Raw genomic sequence first — 19998 nt, forward strand, 5'->3', positions numbered from 1 at the left:
CGAGCTTGAACTCGCGGCTGAACTTCCGTCGTTGCATCTCCATCCTCCGGTTCCGAAAAACACCTTATCTCGGTGTCCACGAAACCGGCAGCAGCTCAGTATGCCACGTTAGTCTGACAAGGCCGCTGCCGGCTATGTTCCCGATCTCGACTGTTCCGTGGTGCCAGTTGGCCTTGGTTAAGAGGAAGGTCCGCTAGGATGAACGAGCGGCTGGTAGTGGGAATCGAATGTGGCCGCGTGAACGTCCGGATAAGGGTCTAATGTAACTTGTAGGCTACGTCCGTTATCGTAGTTCAACCGTTCGGCAAACGGCCCATTTATCGCAATTTATGTTGTCGATACCAGGTAAGGTGGCGATAGTCTCGTTAGTCCAAGCTTGTCCCTCAACGGTAACGTGCCGAACGTCGATGTTACGCACGTTTGCCACGACGGAAGGCTGATCCTCCTTGAGGACCCTGACGTTGGTCAACGACAGGTTGCGCACCGGGCTATCGAACCGACCGCGAATGACGAGCACGCGTTCAGTTCGCCCGACCTGACAGTCACGAAGGGCAATGCGGCGTATCACCGGAACGAAGTCGCCGCCCGCGCCCTCTTCGTAGAACATCCAGAGTTGCACGACGGCCCGCTCTACGACGCCAATGTCTAGCCGTTCGAGTTGGACGTCCTCTACGACACCACCACGATAGCCGTTCGTCTTGATCTCCAGAACGCGGGTCAAATGCGGACTGTCCATGCGGCAATCCTGAACGAAAACGTTCCGAACCCCGCCGGTCAGTTCGCTCCCGATCGCAACGCCGGCGTGACCGTCCTTCATCCGACAGTGACGAATAACGATGTTCTCGCACGGCGTTGCGACGCGGCGGCCGTCGGCGTTGCGCCCCGCCTTGATCGCGATACAATCGTCGCCGGTATCGAATGTGCAGCCTTCGATCAGGACGCCGTTGCAGGACTCCGGGTCGATACCGTCGTTGTTCGGTCCATGGCTGCGGCAGGTGACATTCCGGAACACGACGTCGCGGCACAGGACCGGATGCAGCAACCAGAACGGTGCGTTGGTGATCGTTACCCCTTCGACCAGTACACGCTGCGACCGATACGGTTGGAAGAGGGGCGGTCGCAGCCGACTGCCTTGGCCGAACACGCGTCCTCCGACCGGTACACCACGCTCGGCAAAATCGAACAATCGTGCCCGGTCCGCGGCCTGCCGCTCCGCAACCAGCGTGTCGTCGAACTTTCCGCCCCAGGGGCCCTTCCACGGCCACCAGTGATCGTCATCGGCCCCACCATCGATCACGCCGCGACCGGTGACGGCGATATCGGTTTCTTCGAAGGCATAGATGAGCGGATGATATCCCATCAGTTCCACCCCTTCCCACCGGCTGAACACCGGGGGCAGATACCGGTCCGGCTCGGGGATGAAGCGCAGATGCGTGCCTTCGGGAATATGCAGTGACATGCGTGAGCGCAGGCGAATCGGTCCGGTCAGGCACAATCCCGTCGGCAGTACGATACGCCCGCCGCCCGCCGCCGCGCATGCCGCGATCGCGCGGGCGATCGGGATACTATTGTCGGTGCGGCCATCGCCTGCGCCGCCATGGTCGCTGACCAGAAAGTCGCGTGCGGGGATGTGCGGACGTTGGATATGACGCGCGATCGCGTCCGCGCTTGTCGGGGCCGCGAAGTCGCCGGTTCGCGGACCATGCGCACATGCCGGTAGCAGTGTCAGAGAGGCAGCACCGCCCAATACCGCGCGCCTGTCGATGTTGGTAGCCAAGTCAGGCGTAACGGGGCTGTCGCTTCGGACCGACATCAGCGTTCCTTCCGCGACCGGAGCCGGATCGTTCCGGACGACAGGCCGTCGGCGCTGACGCGCACGGCGAAACGGCCGTCGCCGGTCCCGCGGACCAGGGCGACGGCGTGTCCATCACGCGTCTGCCGATCGGGCGAGGAAAAGGGCCGATGGTCGGTCACCGATCCATTGTCGGTGGCGATGAGTTCGCCCGCCCCGTCCACCGCGAAGTGCAGCAGATGTTCCGTGTTGGGCACGGTCTCGCCCTTGGCATCGACAACCGTTGCCCGGACATAGGTCATGCTGTCGAAATCGGACCGGATGGTCGCCGTATCGGAGGATAATCGAATGGAGGATGGACGGCCGGCAGTGCGTAAACGATCCGAAATGCCGCCGGCGCCGGGGTCGCGACACACGGCCCGCACTTCACCCGGAGCAAAGGTGACGCCCCAGCGGCGCGGCGACGCATCGGCGTTGATCGGCAGGCTGCCCAGCGAACGACCGTTCAGGAACGCCTCCACCCGTTGGCAATTGCTGTAGACCTCGATCGTTTCCGGGTGGGGCGCAGCGTTCGTCGGGGTCCAGTCGTCGAACAGCGCGACCGGCGGCTGCGGCGTGGCGACGGCGATCATGGTCGGCAGTACGGGCTGGTTCGGCCCGCCAGCGCCATCGGTCGCCGGCCCTGCGGCGTCGGGAATGGCGTTGCGCACTACGTGAATGACCGGTGTGTCCGACCACCAGCTTGCCCGTTCCAGCCCGCGTATATGCGGCGCGCCGGTCCGATCGAGCAGCCCGGTATGCCGGCTGATGAAGGGCCAACCCGCCCGGTTCGCTTCGCCCAGATAGTCGATGCCGGTCCACAGGAACATGCCGGCATAGGCCGGGTTGTCGCGGACCGGCAGCCAGTTGGTTCGGTTGTGGCCGTTTTCGGTGCCGAGGATGCGGCGACGTGAATCCTGACGATGCGCGGCCGCCAGTTCGTTCTCGCGATAATTTTGACCGACGACGTCCAGCATGTCGGCGAAGCCGTTGGCATAGTCACCGGTCACGTTCGGGCGGAACAGCCCCATCGTCACCGGGCGGGTTGGGTCGTTGGCATGGGCGATGTCGAGCAACGAGCGCAGCGCCGCCTTTGCCTGTACCGGATAGGCGGTGTCATGGATTTCGTTACCCGCGCTCCAGATGACGATGCTGGGGTGATTGCGGTCGCGCCGGATCATGTCAGCGGCGTTGCGCTTGTGCCAATCGCTGAAGAACAGGTGATAGTCTTCGGGCGTCTTGGCGACGTTCCATTGATCGAACCATTCGTCCATGACCAGCAGGCCAAGTTCGTCAGTCAGGTCCAACAATTCCGGACTTGGCACATTATGCGCCGTGCGGATCGCGTTGACGCCGAGCGACTTCAGCGCGGTCAGCCGCTGTCGCCACACGGCGATCGGCACCGCCGCGCCGACCGCGCCGCCATCGTGATGCAGGGCGACACCCTTCAGTTTGATATTCCGTCCGTTCAGCCAAAAGCCGGTGTCGGCCCGGAACTCGGCTTGGCGAACACCGAACGGGACGATTTCGGTATCGAGTACGCGGTCATTTCTATCGAGAACGCGGATCGCGGCGCGGTACATCGCCGGATCTTTGACGTCCCAGCGGCGCGGCGACATGATCCGCAGCTCGTTGCCGACAATCTGCGTGCGACCGGCGGGCAACGACGTCGATGGCGACCGCATTCGCCCAGCTTCGCGCCCGGCGGGATCGGTAACGATCACTTCGATCACGGCGTCACGAAGGACGCTTCCTGCATTGTGAAGTTCTGTCGAAACCGACAACGTCGCCGTGTCGGGGTCGACAGACGATGCGCGGACGAACGCGCCACCTTGCGGTATATGAACCTCGTCGGTTTCGATCAGCCGGACATGCCGGTAAATGCCCGATCCTATATACCAGCGTGACGATGGCGCGGCCGCAGTATCCGCTCGCACGGCGATTACGTTGTGGCCGTCCGGTCGGAGATGGCGCGTTATGTCGTAGCGGAGCGACACATAGCCCATCGGTCGATAGCCGACATGATGGCCGTTCACCCAGACACCGCTACGCTCCATGATGCCGTCGAACTCGACGAAGTAGCGACGGTTGGGAACGGGCGTGATGTTCAGGTCACGGCGATACCAGGCAACGCCGGTAGGAAAGAAGCCGTTCTCGCCGCCCGCCCTCGCATCCGCCGCCACTGGCCCGGCAATCGCCCAGTCGTGCGGAACCGATACCGTGCTCCAGCCCTCGACGCTGGTTTCGGCACGTTCCGCACCTTCCGGATCCCCTTGTACGAATTGCCAGTTCGTATTCAGCGGTGTCGTGATGCGATCCGCTGCTTCCGCCAAAGAGGGGAATGCCAAACCAGCGATTAGCATCGCCAGGCGACTGATCGAAAGATCCATCTATCTCTCCTGCAGCGACTTCCCGCTTTCTGAAGGGGGTTTTACCATATAATGAGACTATATTTCACATATAGACGAACGATCTGTTTTTGCCAACGCTGGCAAAAACATTCCGCAGGTCCGCTCATCGGCTCCGGCAAGAAAGAAACGGTTTAGGTACGCGTCCCCCGCCGCCGGCGTGCCTTCATACTGACCCGAATGGGTCGCAACCTGGCGTAAGTGAACGAACACGCGGTCGCCTTCTGCCAAAACCTGCACGATTGGATATCCGACGTTGGAGAAGCCGCCGTGCTGGACCAGAGGCCAGCTTCCTGATCCCCGCTGGCCCGACGACCGCGATGTCCAGTCCGGGGTCGTGGCGGACAAACTCGGCCGCGATATGCGCGTCTCACCATCTCTCATCGCGGTCGCGGAACGCAGGAAAACAGGCGAGCGCCAGCGCCTTCTCGGGCTCGATCGGCATAATCAGTTCCTGGGCGGGGGCAGGTGGGAAGGCCTACCCCGCTTCGATCAAGACAGCGGCGGTTGACCGTTCGACGCGGTAAGGCCGCCATCGACCGGTAGGTTCACGCCCGTCACAAAATGCGCATCCTCGCTCGCCAGGAACGCGATTACCCCCGAAATGTCGGCCGGCTCGGCACCGCGGCCCAATGGGATGCGTTCTTCGAACTTGGCGATCAGCTCAGGCTGTTCTTTCATCCCTGCAGTCAGCGCGGTGTGGGTGAGCGACGGGTTGACCGCGTTGACGCGGACGCCGTGCTTCGCCTCGTCCATCGCCAGCGCACGGGTAAAGTTGCTCACCGCCCCCTTCGCCGCGCAGTAGAAGCTGTGATTCCAATCGCCGCCCAGCCCGGACACTGACGAGACGTTGATGATGCAACCCTTCGATTGTCGCAGGTGCGCGATCGCCGCGCGGCTCATATGTACGACGCCGTAGAGGTCAGTCTCGATCACCTTGGTGAATTCGGCGAAGTCGCCCTCATCGACCTTGCCGAGATGATCGACGCCGGCGTCGTTGACCAGCACGTCGATCCGACCGAAGCGATCGATCGCAGCTTGCACGAGCGCCTCGCATGCAGCGCGGTCGGACACGTCGGTCTCGAGGGTTTCGACTGTGGCATGCAATTCGGCCGCCAGCTTGTCGAGCGAGGCCTTGTCAATGTCGCCCAGCACGAGCGTTGCGCCTTCCTCGGCGAAGCGGCGAGCGGCGCCTTCACCGATCCCAGAGGCGGCACCGGTGACAACGATGACCTTGTTGAAAAAGCGCACCATTATGCGTTCTCCACCCGAACGCCGTGCTTGCCTTCGAACTTCATAATTGTCCTCTCACTATCGTCAGCACTGGCGTTCAACTCAGGCTGGAATGTCGTGGATGTTGGCGGTGTTCGCGGAGGCAATGCCGTTTTCGCGGTGGCGGAAGTCGCTTAGCGCCTGGTAGACCTGCATGCGCGCCCGCATCACGCCACCCAGCGGACGATGCACTTCCAGGCTATGGGCCGGGCGGAACGTCATCACCTCGTCGAAGTAGCGGACGCGGTCGGGACCATAGGCCGACTGCTGCGGCAGTCGGATCGTGGCGACGGTGCGATACGGGCTTTCGCTTGTCGGCCAGTCGACGGAGGTGTCCTCGATGGGCTGCGTCTCGGCATCGGTCCATAGCTGCGCCCGAAGCTCGAACACCGCATCGTTGCCCTCGAAGTATTCGACCGCGGCGTGGCGGAAGCCATCCTCGTCCTGATGCGGGTCGAGCTGCCAATCGGCGAGCGCGTGTTGTTCGGCTGCAATGGGAAAGGCCCCGATCTTGGCCACATGATCCCCGAAGCGAACAGGGCACTGGCTGGAATACTCCTCGACCAGCGGGTGGCTGAAGGGGTGGCCATAGAAGTCCAGCGTCGGGCTCGGACCTGCACCGACGGCGTTTAGCACCTTGTTGATGTTGCGGGCGACAGAGGCGGCCGCACTTTTCACCCCCTCGGGCATGGGAACCGACAGGCCTATCTTCTTGGCCTGCGAGAGAAAGCCCGCAGCGGTGCCCGCCGGGAAGGTCGTGCCACTGGCGAGGACGAAGTCCTGCGTCGGTGCGTCATGGCCAGGCAGCTTCGCGCCCTCCACGCCGAACACCTTGATCGACATGCCGCGATGGGTCGAGACGCGATCGCCCAGTTTCTCACCCGGTCCTTGCGCGAAGCGTACGGCGACATCGAACGTGCCCGGCTCCGCGAAGAGACCTTGGGCGAGTTCGGGTGGCAACCCGGGCGCGACGATGAGCTTGCCGATCACACACGCCGTACTCTTGGCGTGGCTCGCCCGTACCGCATGCCCGTCGCGCTTCTCGACCGTCTGACTCTCTTGGGTCATGCCCTGGATAATGCCGTCGATGCTCTCCTGTTCGTCGGGCTCTAGTGTTTCGATGTCGGGCGAATAGCGCAGATAGGTCATGAGTTTCCGATCACTTGGCGGGCGCGAAGGAGAACAGCTGCGTCTTGATCGACGGCGGTGCGCCGGGCTTGAACCAGTTGGTGTCCTGGATATGGCTGGCGGTGACGTACATCGTCCCGTCGCGTCCTTCGGAGAAGGTATCGGGCCAGCGCAGCCGGCGGTCGGTAAGCACCGTCTCGACGGTAGCGCCGTTCAGCCGCTTGATCGCATAGTCGGTCGGTGAGGTCAGGTAGAGTATGCCCGCCTTGCTCATCCACAGGCCGTCAGCGACGTGGGTCTGCGCGACCGTCTTCACCGCTGCCGCCCTGTCGGCCTCGCTGACGTCCGATCGCAGCTTGGTGGTATCGATCGCGTACAGCGTCTTGCCGGTCAGCGCCTGATAATAGAGCGTCTTGCCATCCCTGGAGATGGCGATGCCATCAGCGGCGAAGGCGGGCTGGCGGCCATCGGGACGGACGAGCGGCTTGCCGTCGAGCGTGACCTTGACCGTCTTGTCGATCTGCGTCGAGGCGTGCCCGTCGAGCGCGCGGTGGCTCTTGCCGCTCTCCAGATCGACAACGATGATCGCGCCGCGCGTGCCGCTGTCGGTGATGTAGCCGGTCTTGCCATCGGGCGAGAAGCGGATGTCGTTGAGGTAGGTGCCTTGCAGCGCCACGTCGCCAGGAACCGGGATCGTCTTCGTCACCGTGTTCGATGCCAGATCGATGCGGACGAGTTTCGGGGCGCCTTCGAGGATCTTCTCGTTTCCGGGCGCGCCGGGATCCAGCACCCAGAGGTTGCCGTGGCCATCGGGCACGATCGACTGCACGCAGACGAAATAGTCGCCGACCGGCAACTCGTTGGCGCGAGCGTTGCGCCAGCTGTTCCATTTGGCGTCGGGATAGGGGCGTAAGGATCCGTCCTTCATCACTTCGGCAACAGAGATGGGCGCGTCATCGGTCCAGCGGGGGAAGTTGACGAACCGACGGCCATCCTCGGTCACGGCGACGCCGGTCGCCTGATGATCGAATTGCGCCACCTGCGTCAGCTGCGCGCTGCGTCCCTGCGCGTGGGCGACGCCGGCTGCCGCAGCGGCGACCAGGCCGATGGCGGCGATCCCGGCGGCATAGGGGGCGGCTTTCTTCATGGACAGGTTCCTATCGGTGACATCAGTGAACGCGGCGGGGTTGCCGGCGAAGAGGGTAAGGAGGTGGCGCACCACCGCTTGCGGGTTCTCCCGCTGCGGAAAGTGGCCGACCCCGGTCATGGTGATGCGCGCGAACGGCCCGGCAAATTTTGCTCGCACGTTCTGTGCGGTCGAGGGCGGGTTCACGCCGTCGGCATCGCCGTGGATGTAGAGCGTTGGCAGAGACAACGTCTTGGTTGCCTTGATCTTGTCCTCCAACCACGCGCTTCGTGGATCGGGTTCCGCTTCGCCCCAGCGCGCGCGATAGCTGTGGAGCGTCACGTCGACCCAGTCGGGATTGTCGAACGACCGGGCGACACGGTCGAACGTCACCTCGTCGAACCATCCCGGTGGCGACCAATTGATCCAATGCAAAAGGGTGAACCCGCGCCGGTCTGCACGTACCGCTTCCTCCCCACGCGCGGTCGCCATGAACCAGTGATACCATTGCCGCTGGGTCTGTTCGAACGGCGGCGTCGGCATGCCGCCAAGCCGGGGCGGGGTCGACAGCATGGCCATCCGCTCCACCCGATCGGGCCACCCGACGGCCAGGGCTTCGGCGGTGTTCGAACCCCAGTCGTGCCCGGCGGCCATGAAGCGGTCGATGCCGAGCGCATCCATAAGTGCGATCATGTCGATCGCGAGCATCGCGCTGTTACCGGTCCACGGGGCGTCGTCGTTGAGGAAGCGCGTGGCGCCGGTCCCACGCAACGTCGGAACGATGACGCGGAACCCTTCCGCGGCTAGAGCGGGTGCCACTTGATCCCACGTTGACGCGTCATCCGGCCAGCCATGGATGAGGAGCAACGGCTGCCCCTGCTCCGCGCCGTAAAGCGACACCTCCATGTTCAGGTCGCCAGCGGTAATGATCGGCATTCGTCAGTCTCCTGGCGATTCAAGTTTTTACGGACTTTTCGCCGGCTCTGCCGTTTCGCCGCTGCTGTACAGGCATCGACGCGACGGCTTTCAGAACGGCCAAGCACCTGATTAGTCTCCGCGCCGACCTGCCCGCGTTTAGCGTCAAAGGACCGAACGCCACCTCCACCGGTCAGGCACGACCGTCAGCAGGCTCGTGGTAGGGGCAGCCGTTCACGCGAGCGCGAAAGTCGGCAGAGTGGCGGTAGGTTTCGTTGCGTGCCCGGTTGATGTTGCCCAGCGGCCGGTGCGCGGCAAGCCCGGTCCAGATCGAGAAGCGCATCTCCTCGTTGATCTGCTGGAACTTGTCTTCGCTCAGGCTGTCCTGTTTGGCCGCTCGGATGGTCGCCACGGTCTGGAAGGGTGCCTCGTCCTGCCTCCACTCGACGGTTGGATCTTCGACCGGTTGCTCCTTGAGGTCGCGGCAGAGCTGGACCCGCACCTCCCACTCCATGTCGAGCACTTGGGCCTCTGACCGGATGACGTCGCGCAGCGCATCGGGGCGGGTGCTGGCATCGATCGTCGTACCCGTCTGATCGGTGAGATCCTTCGACACGGGGAAGACGGCGAATTTGGCGATATAGTCGCCATAGCGGAAGGGCGTGACGCTGAAGTAGGTCTCGCCGAGCGGATCGGAGTTGGGTGCGCCGCCGAGCGTCTGCACCTTCGGACTCTCGATACCGACCGCGCTGAGGACGGTGTTAACGCCGCGTAGCACCTTCGACATCGCCTCCTTGGTGCCCTCGAGCTTGTCGGTGGTGCCGGCCAGAAGCTTGAGGTTGCCCAGGAACTGGTCCGCGGTCTTGTTTTGGAAGACCGGACCGTTGACCATGACGAAGTCCTGCGTCCCTCCATCGGCACCGGGCAGGCGTTCGCCCTTAACGTCCATGACCTTCAGCGCCAGACCGCGCGGCAGACTGATGGTATCCGGCAGGATGTCGCCCGCGTTGGTCGAGAAGCGCATGACGACCTTGTGCTCACCCGGGATGGCGAACAGGCCTTGGGCCAGTTCGGGGGGAAGGCCGTCGTGGACGGTCAGGGTCCCCGCAAGAAAACCGTGCGCTTTGGCGTGGACCGAGCGGACAGCGTGGTCATAGTCCGCCGCCGTCTTCTCGTGGATCTTGTCGAACGTCTGGTTGAGCTGCGCGATCGTCTGGGCTTCTTCCGGCTTCACGTCCTCGACGTCGGAGGAGTAGCGGACAGGTGCTTGGGTCATGGTCGCAGATCTTATCGAACAGAGAAGTGGCGGCGGCCGACAGGCCGCCGCCCCGTACGCTCAGCGCCGAGCCGCAGGCGCCGCGAACGCCGCTCGCAGCCGAGCGACCGCCAGGTCGTTAGCCTGCTTGGCGCCGTTCACGACCTTGGCCATGCCGAAGAACTCATGGGTCACGCCCGGGAAGGTCTTCTGCTCGACCTTGCCACCGGCCGCCCGCATCGCGGCCGCCAACGTTTCGCCATCGGAGCGCAACGGGTCGATCTGCGCGTTGATGATCGTCGTCGGCGGAAGTCCGCGGAGGTTGGCGGCAACCAGGTTCAGGCGCGGGTCCTGCGCATCGGCCTTGTTGTTCTGGTAGTAGTAGCCGAACCACGGCAGCATCGCGGCATTCAGCGGCTTGGCGTTCGCCGAATCCTTCCGCGACGGCAGCGTCATGCTGCTGTTCGCGATCGGATAGACCGAAACGATATGCCGCGGCACCGTCAGGCCGTTGTCACGCGCGTAGATCGCGGTCGCGACCGCGAGGTTGCCGCCGGCGCTCTCGCCGACCGTGGCGATCCGTGCGGGGTCGCCACCCCAGCTCGCCGCATTCTGCAACGTCCAACGATAGGCAGCCGCCGCATCGTCATGCTGCGCCGGGAACTTGAATTCGGGCGCATGGCGGTACTCGACCGAGACGACGATCGCGTTCAGCGCCTTCGACATGGCCCTTGGCGCGGCATCGTAGGTGTCGACGTCGGCGATGACCCAGCCGCCGCCGTGATAATAGACGATGACCGGCATCGGCTTGCCACCGGCGGGTGCACCGGCCGGCTTGTAGATGCGCGCGAACTGCTTGCGGTCGCTACCGTACGGCAGGTCCTGCGTCGTGACCGAAGGATCAGGCGCGGTCGACATCCCCTTCTTCTGCATCGCCGCCTTGGATCCGTCCGCAGCCGAGGGCTGCATACGGGCATCCGCAGGCGTGAGCGTCTCGATCGGCTTGCCGCCAAGCGACGCGAGCGCGTCCAGGACCGACTGCATGTCGGGTGCGGCCTTCGGGGGCTGCACGGATGTTGCGGGAGGCGGTGGCGGAGGAGGTGCCGTGATCGAGCGGGCTGACTGGGCCAGAGCTGGAACGCCTGCGATCGCGGTCGACACGGCGATCAGCATTGAAATGGTTCTGCGCAAAAATCCCTCCTGTAACTATTTGTTTCCCAACTACTGGGCTACACTCCGCGTTTCGGTACGAAAGTAGACGCAAGCGTTCGAGCAGCTAGGTTCGGAAGTATGGGCGGCAGCATGGATGATAAGGCTTCGACGGCGGATGGGACGCGAAGGCCAAATGCGCTGCCGTGTGAGGCGAATGCGCTGCTACGTCTCTTGGACGACGCTGACCGCGCCGCTATTGCGCCGCATCTGGAACCGGTGCCGTTTCGCGACGGCGACATGATTGCGCGCGCTGGCGATGCGGCAAACAGCATCTGCTTCCCGTTGACCGGCATCGCCGCGGTGCTCGACTCGCTCGAGGGCGACCGCCGCTACGCGGTCGCGCTGGTCGGAAGCGAGGGGTTCATCGGTTGGCAGTTGCTGCTCGGCAACGGACGCTGGTCGCACGACGTGGTGATGAGGGCCGAACACGGCACGGCGATGAGGCTGTCGGCTGCGGCGTTGAACGAGATACTGGCCAAACGTCCGGCGATTCGAACCGTCCTGCTCCGGTTCGTCGACGTAGTCATGACCCAGATGTCCAGGACGATTGTCTCGTCGCTCGCACACTCGATCGAGCGGCGTATGGCGCGATGGATCCTGCTCTACCACGATCGTGTGCGGGAGGACGACATCTGCATGACGCACGAGGAGTTCAGGCTTATGCTCGGCGTCCGTCGCAGCAGCGTAACCGATGCACTCCACAAGCTCGAAGATGATGAGGCTGTCCGCTCCGTGCGAGGGCGCGTGATCGTACGCGATCGGGAGCGGCTGCTGCGGCTCGCTGGCGACACCTACGGGTTCGCCGAGGCGGAATACCGACGCTTACTCAGCCTCTAATCAAATTGAATTTGCCGACTGCCGCCTCCCGGGTGACCCCATATGTGGCTTCAGACAACTTATATCGCGCTGACTCGCCCTCAAAGCTGAGTTTTGACGCTGAATCGAAATGAACGAATGGCCGCAGTTGGGGCCGGGAAAATACGTCGCGAATGATCGGATTTGGGTCTTGCCGGAAACCGTATGTCAGGAGCGTGCTCGCTTGGTAGAGGACCTGCGCACCTAAACTTTGTCCGAGGGCTCAAACCTCCATTTGGCGGCAAACATTGCCAGCAGAAGATCGACGTAGCTCCAGCCTGCGGCTCGGGCGGCGATCGCGGAAAGGCAATCTTGATCTTCGCGCCCCGGGCGGCCCGGCCCCGTCATGTTGGGTTTCATGTTAAGGTCGAATAATTTGAACGTACCATCACGATCGGCTCGGCAATCGATCCTGATCGCGGTGCGCGCGTCGACCAGCGCCGCCGCCGACACGCAGCCGTCGATCATCGCCATGATCGCGGGTTCGCGTAGCCGCTCGGGGGCGATTGCGATGCTGTTGGCGGTAACCGGAACGTCACCGTTATACGGTGCTACGCCGCCGTGCTGATCGAAGCGGTACACGGGCGGCAAGGTCCAGTGCGTCGATGCCCGCGAACCGTCCGGACGCGGAGACGCCGGCGGCATGACAGTGACGGTCATCTCGTCACCGCCTAAAAACTCCTCCACCATCAGCATGTCCCCGAAGGTGGCGGCTTCGATCAATGCAGTCGCGGCATCGCGCAGGTCGCCGAGGCTCTCCACCAGAGTGACGCCTTGGCTGCCACGTCCGCGCACCGGCTTGACGATCACTGGGAACGACATGCCGCGGGAAGCACACGCGTCTTCCACATCGGCCAGCGAACAGACGTTCTCCTTGCCCGTGCCGGACAGCAGAAACGATCGCGCGACCGGCAGGCCAGCCTGAGCAAGAAGGAGGTTCGTTTCGTACTTGTCGTCGAACGCCTGCATTGCCGAGGGGATCTGCCCGATGATGTCGACGTCGGCCAATACTGTCTCGAGCGGATGTCCTTCGAACAGGACGGTGTTCGCCCACAGAACCAAGGCGCCCGCGGCGCTTGCGCTACGGATGCCGTTGACCGTGTCCGGGAATACCCAGTCGAGCGCCCTGGATGAGTTCGGCATGAGGGCGGGTGTGACCACATTCACGCCGGCCGTGCGCAATGCGAAAGCAATGTCGGCGCCACCATCTGAATATCCGCCCGGCTTCGCATCCTTTCGCAGTCCGTCGATCAACGGTGGTGGAAGCGCTTGGTAGAGAATGGCGACCGACGCTGTTTTCATGAATAATCTCCTGCGCGTCGCGCACTATCCCGCAGTCACGCACCAAGGCAAACAGCTGGATTGCGTTCGCGGGTGCGCGAGGCATTCGCTTTCGGCATCGGACGTCCGCTTTCCACAACGCGTCATTCACGAGTGGAAAGTCGGGCGTCATAATTGGCTTTATCGCGGAGATGAATCAGCGTCCGAAGTTAGGAAGCGAAGGAAGGGGTGTGAACGTTCGCAACTGGGTCAAGCAATGTGCGAGGCGGGCGTTCGGCTTAAGGCGGTCACTCGACTGCCTAGCCAAGGGGCAGAGAGGCATGGTCGCGACGCTGCCAGGTTCCTCGTGCCAAAGCGCCGTTTACCTCCTACAGGGCTCCTGTCAAAGATTGTAGACGCACTAAAGAAGCGCTTTCGGTGACGTGCGCGAGCCGTCTCGTACAGCGCCCAGATGCGTGCCGCCTTGGCCTTGGTCGTGGCCGAGCGCGTGTCACCGCCCTGTGGCTTGGCCGCTGGCTTGCCCTGATCGCGCTAAAGTGCCGCCCACCTCACGGCACTGGCTGCGCTCACCCCGAACCGCGCTGCGGCCGCCTGGCGTGACATGCCTCCCGAAATGGCACCAACAACCCGCTCGCGCAGGTCCATCGATAACGGCTTGCCCATTTGACCGGCCTCCCGTCACCGGTGACGAGCATGAATCAGACTTCCGTCCCTTTGGGCATCCCTCAGCGATTCACGCTGTTCGGATTTTGCTCTAGAAATCGATATTGGCAGACAGCCACAATCGGCGTCCTTCCTGATTGATTGCGTAGGCCGGGGTGAAGACCGTGTTCGCTCCGCTGCGATAGGAGTCATAAACAGCGTAGTCGGTATTGAGGATGTTGTAGACCGCAGCCGAAAGGCGGAACGCGGACGTCACCTGATACGAGCCGCCGATATGAAACAGTTCGTACGCGCGGAAATCGCCGAGCGCCCGCTGTTGATCATTGTTGCCGCGATAGCGGCTAGACCGGATTTCGGTACGGCCCCACAGGTTCCCCCTCTCCGATAGCGTCCAGCGCAGATTGCCGTTGACCATATGCTGCGGAATACCGACCAACGGCCGCCCCCGGTCGGCACCGCTCAATTGCTCGGTTTCGGTATAGGTATAGTTCGTCACCAGCGAGAGCCCTTTGGCTAAGCCGAACCGACCAGCCGCCTCGATCCCGCGCGTACGCGCCTTGTCGATGTTGACCGACTGGCTGAACAGGTCGACTGCCGGAAACGGCCCGACGTCGAGGCAATTCGGCCGGTCGGGATTGCCGGCGAAACGGCAGTTGGGAATACCCGGTCCGGCGGCGATCTTATCGGTGAAGTCGTTGTTGAACAGCGTGACGTTGCCGCTGAACACACCATCGGCATCGTAATAGATGCCGGCTTCGTAGCTGGTGCTGGTTTCGGGGACGAGGTTCGGCGTACCGAGCAGCGGGCTTCGCCCCTGTCCGCCGAAGCCGATGATCCCTTCGGCGATCTGTTCGACGCGCGGCGTCTTGAACCCGCGACTGACGCCGCCCTTCAGGGTCAGCGCGTCGTTGACGTTCCAGACGGCATAGGCGCGCGGCGACCATTTGCTGCCGAAGGTCGAGTGATCGTCGTAGCGCGCGCCTCCGGTAAGGTTGAAGCCGTCGGTGACGGTAAGCGTCGCCTCGGCGAAGCCTGCCCATTGGGTAAAGGCGAACGGTTCGGGGGCAACGCCCTCGACCATCCGAGCCCGCCAATATTGGCCGCCGAGCGTGAAGGCGACCGGGGGTGCTGTCAGTCTAACGCGAACCGCTCTCCACACGATGCAGTCTGGCCTTTGAGCATGGCAGTCTAGCAGGCGAGTGCCTGCCACTCCGCCAGCGCGGCGGAGCGGCGTTCCCTGTAAGTCTGGCGGTCGATCAGGTGGCGTTCGAGACNGGCCTTTGAGCATGGCAGTCTAGCAGGCGAGTGCCTGCCACTCCGCCAGCGCGGCGGAGCGGCGTTCCCTGTAAGTCTGGCGGTCGATCAGGTGGCGTTCGAGACTGAAGTGGTTGTGGACATTGGCGTGAACCGAAGCAAATTTTTGCAGCGTCTTCATCTGGCGGAAACGCAGCATTGCCCGTTCCCTTCGTCGGAACGGAAGGTGGCTGTTCTCTACCCGGTTGTTGGCCCAGCGGCCGGTCTCCTGCTTCTGGCGACAGCCCAGTTCGTCCATCGCCGCACCGTAGGAGCGCAGCCCGTCAGTGGTGACCGCCTCTGGTGAACCATGACGCCTGAGCGCCTTCTTCATGAAGGTGAGTGCCGCTGCCTTGTCACGGGTCCGGGTGACGTAGCTCTCCAGCACCTCGCCTTCGTGATCCACCGCCCGCCACAGGTAGACCATCTCGCCGTTCAGCTTCACGTACATCTCGTCGAGATGCCAGCGCCAGTGGCGGAAGCCCCGCATCCGGTTTACCCGCTGGCGGCGGATGTCACCGGCGAACAGCGGACCAAACCTGTTCCACCACAGCCGCACCGTCTCATGGCAGATGTCGATCCCGCGCTCGAACAGCAGGTCTTCGACGTTGCGTAACGACAGCGGAAACCGGACGTACATCAGCACCACCAGCCGGATCACCTCGGGCGATGAGTTGAAGTAGCGGAACGGGCTGGCGGGCTTGCGTGGACGGGGCATGTTAGCCCCCTACCCTGCCCTGCTTACCAGAAGGTGCATTTGGTTTGACGGAGCCAGCATGCCCCTGCCCTACCCGCTCGCAGCCGCATTGACAGCCGGTGCATTTGCTTTGACCGTGCCCTGAACACAGATGATGCGATATGTGCGACCGCGCCTTACGGCAAGTTCAGCTGGGCGAGGATCTGCTGAAAGCGTGGCAGCGACCGCAGCGGCGCGAACATCGGATCGGCCTTGATCGCCGGGATATCGGGGCTGCGTTGCGCCAAGGCGTTTTCGATGATCGCCATCGCCTTGTCGCGCTCACCGCGCTGCGCGTGAACGGCACCGATCACAATCGCCTGATCGTCCGCTACCTTCAGCGCTTCCCGCAGCTCCGCGTCGGATGTCGCACGGTCGCCACGGCGTGCGGCGAGCACCGCCTCGCCCACGTTGCGGAACATGTCGTCGACCGGCATCGCCTGGAACTCGACCAGCGCCGCATCGGTTCGCCCCAGCCACATGAGCGAAAGGCCAATATAATAGCGCGCATAGAACCGCTCGGGTGCCACCCGCAGCATACGCCGCAGCGCCGTGATCGCCGCTTCATAGTCGCCACCCAGATAATGGGCATTACCCTGCGCGGATATCGCGCTGGCGTTGAGCGGGTCGAGCGCAACCGCCTTGTCGGCCTGTGCTAGCGCGTCACGCGCATGGCCTATTTCGGCGAGGAAGAAGCTGTAACCGATGAGTGCCCCGGCATCGGTGCCAAGAGCATTGGCGCGGCGATAGGCAGTAAGGGCGTCAGCGAAGCGAAGCTGGTTCTTGAGCAGGAATCCAAGCACCCTGTACGCGCGCGGCAAGTCCGGATTCAGGGCGATCGCGCGGCGCGCCACGGCGATCGCCGCGTTCATCGCCGCCGGCTGTTTTTCGGCGACGGTATAGAAGGTGGCGATATCTGCCATCGCCCCCGCCTTGGCGGCGAGCGCCTCGGCATAGTCCGGGTCCAGCGCCAGCGCGGCGTCCAGCAGACCGAGCACCTTGCGGGACACCGCCTCGCCGTCCTGATTCGTGCCAAGTTCGGTTGCCTGCAGCACCAGGTCGTGCGCCTTGACGTTGGTCGTGCCGACATCGGCGACCGCCGCCAGCTGGGCGGGGGCCAGCGAATTGCGCAGCGCCGTTGCGACCCGCGTGGCGATGTCGGACTGTACCGACAGGACGTCCTGGTTCTGGCGGTCGTAGCTTTCCGACCAGCGTTCGACCCCAGTACGGCCGTTGATGAGCTGTGCCGTTACGCGCACGACGTCCGCCGATCGCCGGATGCTGCCCGCCAGGATGTCGCTGACGTCCAGCCGGGCCGCCGCCGCCCCGGCGTCGAGGTCGCGGACGGTTTCGGACGACAGCCGCGATACGATCTGGAAACCGGGAATGCGCGACAGCGCGGTGCGCAATTCCTCCGCCATCCCGTCGCCCAGATACGCCTGCGCCGGATCGCCCGACAGGTTGGCGAAGGGCAGCACCGCCATCCGGTTGTCCCCGGTATCGGTGCCGCGCATCCGCCACCACCCGCCCGCCCCGGCCGCTACCACGGCAGCCGCGCCGCCGCCGATCAGCAGGCGGCGGTCGATCCCGCGTTTGGGCATCTGTACCGGCGGGGCCGGCCGTTCCCTGCCGGCCAGCACGGCCTGCACCGCCGCCAGAACCGCCAGATAGCGCGGATCGTTGCTATTGCCCTTCCACCCGATCAGCGGCAGGGCTTGGGTTTCGCCGAAGCCGAGCGGGGGTTCCACCGGATCGATGCAGACCGGCATATACGCGCCGCGCCGCAGTGCGCGCGTCGCCTCGTCACGGACGAAGCTGCCCTCCGGCCCGGTCGAGCGGTTGCTCCACACCACCAGCACGCACCGCGCGGCGGCCAGTTCGCGTCCGATCGTCTCGCGCCATTCGGTGCCGCCGCCGATATGCGCGTCCCACCAAACGCAGATCCCGTCCGCCTCAAGTGCCGCGACCAAGGGCGCGACCCGCGGCCGGTCTTTCGACTTGTACGACACGAACAGATCGGTCACGGCCTGATCCCCCAAACACCCCGCGACGCTTTTACCGATATATTTCGTTAAGCATAAGGGTCTTGTCGCACGCGCATACTTGGCGCGTGCCGGGAACAACTCTACCATTCATCATCGGGCATGGACGTAAGGGGCGGCGGATGAATGGCCAGGACGTACGGACGCGCGCGGTGCCGCAGCCTGTCGGCGGAGCGGGACCGATCGATCGACATCCGCGATCCGATGCGGCTACGTCCGGCATCGGAACCGCCGACGGTGCACCGATCGCGGTCGGCATCACGGGGCATCGTCCGGCGCGACTGAGCGGGGTCGACCCCGTCATGTTGCGCGCCCGGATCGACGCGGCACTGGCGGCGCTGGCCGCGGCCGCGCCTAACGACCGTTTCCGCCTCGTCGGCAGCCTTGCCGAAGGGGCCGACACGATGGCCGCCGATGCCGCGCTTGCCTTGGGGTGGCAGGTCGACACGGTCCTGCCCTTCGCGCGCGATGAATATGCGCGGGACTTCGCTGGAGCCAAGGCGAGTGAACTGATCGTGCGGATCAATCAATCGGCCAATGTGCTGGAACTTCCCGGACGGCGCGACGAACCAGGCGCCGCGGCCGCCGCCTATGAACGGGCGGGCCGGGTCGTTCTTACGCAAAGCGATATCTTGCTGGCGATATGGGACGGCGAACCGGCGCGCGGACGCGGCGGCGCGGCGCAGATCGTCGCCGAGGCCGTCGCCCATTCAATCCCGGTCGTGGTGCTCGATCCCGATGCGTCCCGGTCGCCGGTGCTGCTTTGGAGCGGCCTGAACGACCATGATGCCGGACCGGAGGCGGTGGACAGCGTCGCGCGCGGCGGGCTGGACGACCTGCCACGGCTGATGACCCGGCTGGCGTCGATCCCGCCGAACGGCGAAGCAGAAAAAGGACGGCGTTCCTGGATAAGGACGCCGCCGCTGTTCGCGATTGCCTATCCGCTGTTGCTGGCCTGCACCGGCGTCCGCAAGTTCCGCTTCGCCGATGTGCGCCGGCCGTGCCCGACACCTCGGGCAGTACAGGACGCCGCGGCGACGACGTTGCGGATGCGGATCGATGGCCTGTTATGGCCGCGCTTCGACCGGGCGGATTGCGAAGCGAGCCTTGCCGCGCAACTGTTTCGCAGCGCCTTCGTCAGCAGCTTTGCGCTGGCGGCGCTCGCCGTCGTACTGGCGCTGCTCGGTCTGGTCGTCCCGGTTGCCGTGAAACCGCTGCTGGCGGCGGGTGAATTCGTGTCGATCGCCACGATCCTGCTGGTCATCCGCTGGGGATCGCGGGCGGGGTGGCACGATCGCTGGCTCAACCAGCGGACCCTTGCCGAAGAACTGCGCTGCCTTGCGGTATCGGCATCGCTCGGCGACCTGTTCCTGCGCGGGTCGCGCACGGAGAATGGCGATGTCGCGGAACGCGAGCGGCGCGATCTCGCACGTCGCATCGGTTTGCCCTCGGCACGGATCGATGCCGCCTACCTCGCCGAAACCCATGCGAACCTCGTCGCGCTGCTCGACGACCAGATCGGCTATGTCTGCCGCGAGGCCGGTCGGATGCACAAGCTCGAACACCGGCTGCACCGCGTGGGCGGCGCTTTGTTCGCGATCACCGCCATCGTCTGCGCCGGCGTACTCGGGATCGAACTGGTCTGGACCTTTTTCGCACATGGTGAAGGCGGCGATCACCATATGCCGGTTGGCGTGACGATCGTCAGCGCCGCGCTGCCGGCGATCGGTGCCGCCATCTACGGCATCCGCATGCAAGGCGACTTTGCGGGTTCCGCCGAACGCAACGGGGCGCTTGCGGTACACCTAGGCGAATTACTCCGGATCGTACAGGACGAAGCGCCGGGGTTCGACGGACTGCGCCGACTGATCCGGCGCACCGCGGAACTGCTCACCAGCGACGTTTCGCAATGGTCGAGAGCCACGCGCGCGCGTCCGTTGAGCCTGCCGGGGTGACGCCGACGCGCGTCGATCAGCGGGCT

The 19998-nt window shown here is 64.1% G+C and carries 13 protein-coding genes and 1 pseudogene; 2 read left to right on the forward strand and 12 right to left on the reverse strand.

The annotated features are described in order from the left end of the window. Window positions 1-283 precede the first annotated feature (283 nt). From ASE70_RS10455 to ASE70_RS10485, 7 genes are all read right to left on the reverse strand, one after another. Window positions 284-1777: a glycoside hydrolase family 28 protein gene (locus ASE70_RS10455; RefSeq protein ID WP_200925623.1), complete on the reverse strand. Its 1494-nt coding sequence runs from the start codon at window positions 1775-1777 to the stop codon at window positions 284-286. Window positions 1778-1812: 35 nt separating this feature from the next. After that, window positions 1813-4221, reverse strand: a complete 2409-nt coding sequence (locus ASE70_RS10460) for a glycoside hydrolase family 2 TIM barrel-domain containing protein (RefSeq protein ID WP_056504470.1) — start codon at window positions 4219-4221, stop codon at window positions 1813-1815. A gap of 510 nt (window positions 4222-4731) precedes the next feature. Then, window positions 4732-5493, reverse strand: a complete 762-nt coding sequence (locus ASE70_RS10465; RefSeq protein ID WP_056504473.1) for an SDR family NAD(P)-dependent oxidoreductase — start codon at window positions 5491-5493, stop codon at window positions 4732-4734. A gap of 81 nt (window positions 5494-5574) precedes the next feature. Next, window positions 5575-6660 (reverse strand): catalase family protein, encoded by a 1086-nt coding sequence (locus ASE70_RS10470; RefSeq protein ID WP_056504476.1) that lies wholly within the window; start codon window positions 6658-6660, stop codon window positions 5575-5577. A gap of 10 nt (window positions 6661-6670) precedes the next feature. Further along, window positions 6671-8701 carry an L-dopachrome tautomerase-related protein gene (locus ASE70_RS10475; RefSeq protein WP_056504478.1) on the reverse strand — a complete coding sequence of 677 codons (2031 nt, stop codon included), beginning with the start codon at window positions 8699-8701 and terminating at the stop codon, window positions 6671-6673. Between the two features lie 172 nt (window positions 8702-8873). Continuing rightward, on the reverse strand, window positions 8874-9956 hold the full coding sequence (locus ASE70_RS10480) for a catalase family protein (RefSeq protein ID WP_056504481.1): 1083 nt from the start codon (window positions 9954-9956) through the stop codon (window positions 8874-8876). Between the two features lie 60 nt (window positions 9957-10016). Further along, on the reverse strand, window positions 10017-11108 hold the full coding sequence (locus tag ASE70_RS10485) for an alpha/beta hydrolase (RefSeq protein WP_056504484.1): 1092 nt from the start codon (window positions 11106-11108) through the stop codon (window positions 10017-10019). A gap of 210 nt (window positions 11109-11318) precedes the next feature. Here ASE70_RS10485 and ASE70_RS10490 point away from each other — a divergent pair, with 210 nt between their 5' ends. Continuing rightward, window positions 11319-11984 (forward strand): Crp/Fnr family transcriptional regulator, encoded by a 666-nt coding sequence (locus tag ASE70_RS10490; RefSeq protein WP_162235966.1) that lies wholly within the window; start codon window positions 11319-11321, stop codon window positions 11982-11984. Between the two features lie 222 nt (window positions 11985-12206). On the opposite strand, the gene ASE70_RS10495 is transcribed toward ASE70_RS10490, so the two are convergent. The 5 genes and pseudogenes from ASE70_RS10495 to ASE70_RS10510 all read right to left on the reverse strand — a co-directional run bounded on the left by ASE70_RS10495 (window position 12207) and on the right by ASE70_RS10510 (window position 17999). Then, entirely contained in the window at window positions 12207-13304 is a 1098-nt protein-coding gene (locus ASE70_RS10495) for an ATP-binding protein (protein ID WP_056504489.1), read from the reverse strand. A 516-nt stretch (window positions 13305-13820) separates the two neighbouring features. Further along, window positions 13821-13946: pseudogene (locus ASE70_RS20670) on the reverse strand (IS630 family transposase); the annotation flags it as partial. Between the two features lie 91 nt (window positions 13947-14037). Beyond that, window positions 14038-15027, reverse strand: coding sequence for a TonB-dependent receptor domain-containing protein (locus ASE70_RS10500; protein ID WP_235519798.1), 990 nt, complete (start codon window positions 15025-15027; stop codon window positions 14038-14040). 213 nt (window positions 15028-15240) lie between these two features. Further along, window positions 15241-15957, reverse strand: coding sequence for an IS6 family transposase (locus ASE70_RS10505; RefSeq protein ID WP_056504492.1), 717 nt, complete (start codon window positions 15955-15957; stop codon window positions 15241-15243). A 155-nt stretch (window positions 15958-16112) separates the two neighbouring features. Then, window positions 16113-17999, reverse strand: coding sequence for a TIR domain-containing protein (locus tag ASE70_RS10510; RefSeq protein WP_162235967.1), 1887 nt, complete (start codon window positions 17997-17999; stop codon window positions 16113-16115). 140 nt (window positions 18000-18139) lie between these two features. Here ASE70_RS10510 and ASE70_RS10515 point away from each other — a divergent pair, with 140 nt between their 5' ends. Beyond that, entirely contained in the window at window positions 18140-19972 is a 1833-nt protein-coding gene (locus ASE70_RS10515; protein ID WP_056504497.1) for a hypothetical protein, read from the forward strand. The last annotated feature ends 26 nt before the right edge of the window (window positions 19973-19998 follow it).

Origin of the sequence: Sphingomonas sp. Leaf22 (assembly GCF_001421715.1) — a bacterium.
Taxonomy (GTDB): domain Bacteria; phylum Pseudomonadota; class Alphaproteobacteria; order Sphingomonadales; family Sphingomonadaceae; genus Sphingomonas.

Excerpts from the sequence above, each read along its gene's own strand:
- ASE70_RS10505 (WP_056504492.1), bottom strand. The coding sequence starts at position 15,957 with ATGCCCCGTCCACGCAAGCCCGCCAGCCCGTTCCGCTACTTCAACTCA.
- ASE70_RS10515 (WP_056504497.1), top strand. The coding sequence starts at position 18,140 with ATGAATGGCCAGGACGTACGGACGCGCGCGGTGCCGCAGCCTGTCGGC.
- ASE70_RS10495 (WP_056504489.1), bottom strand. The coding sequence starts at position 13,304 with ATGAAAACAGCGTCGGTCGCCATTCTCTACCAAGCGCTTCCACCACCG.
- ASE70_RS10475 (WP_056504478.1), bottom strand. The coding sequence starts at position 8,701 with ATGCCGATCATTACCGCTGGCGACCTGAACATGGAGGTGTCGCTTTAC.
- ASE70_RS10470 (WP_056504476.1), bottom strand. The coding sequence starts at position 6,660 with ATGACCTATCTGCGCTATTCGCCCGACATCGAAACACTAGAGCCCGAC.
- ASE70_RS10460 (WP_056504470.1), bottom strand. The coding sequence starts at position 4,221 with ATGGATCTTTCGATCAGTCGCCTGGCGATGCTAATCGCTGGTTTGGCA.
- ASE70_RS10465 (WP_056504473.1), bottom strand. The coding sequence starts at position 5,493 with ATGGTGCGCTTTTTCAACAAGGTCATCGTTGTCACCGGTGCCGCCTCT.
- ASE70_RS10485 (WP_056504484.1), bottom strand. The coding sequence starts at position 11,108 with ATGCTGATCGCCGTGTCGACCGCGATCGCAGGCGTTCCAGCTCTGGCC.
- ASE70_RS10500 (WP_235519798.1), bottom strand. The coding sequence starts at position 15,027 with ATGGTCGAGGGCGTTGCCCCCGAACCGTTCGCCTTTACCCAATGGGCA.
- ASE70_RS10480 (WP_056504481.1), bottom strand. The coding sequence starts at position 9,956 with ATGACCCAAGCACCTGTCCGCTACTCCTCCGACGTCGAGGACGTGAAG.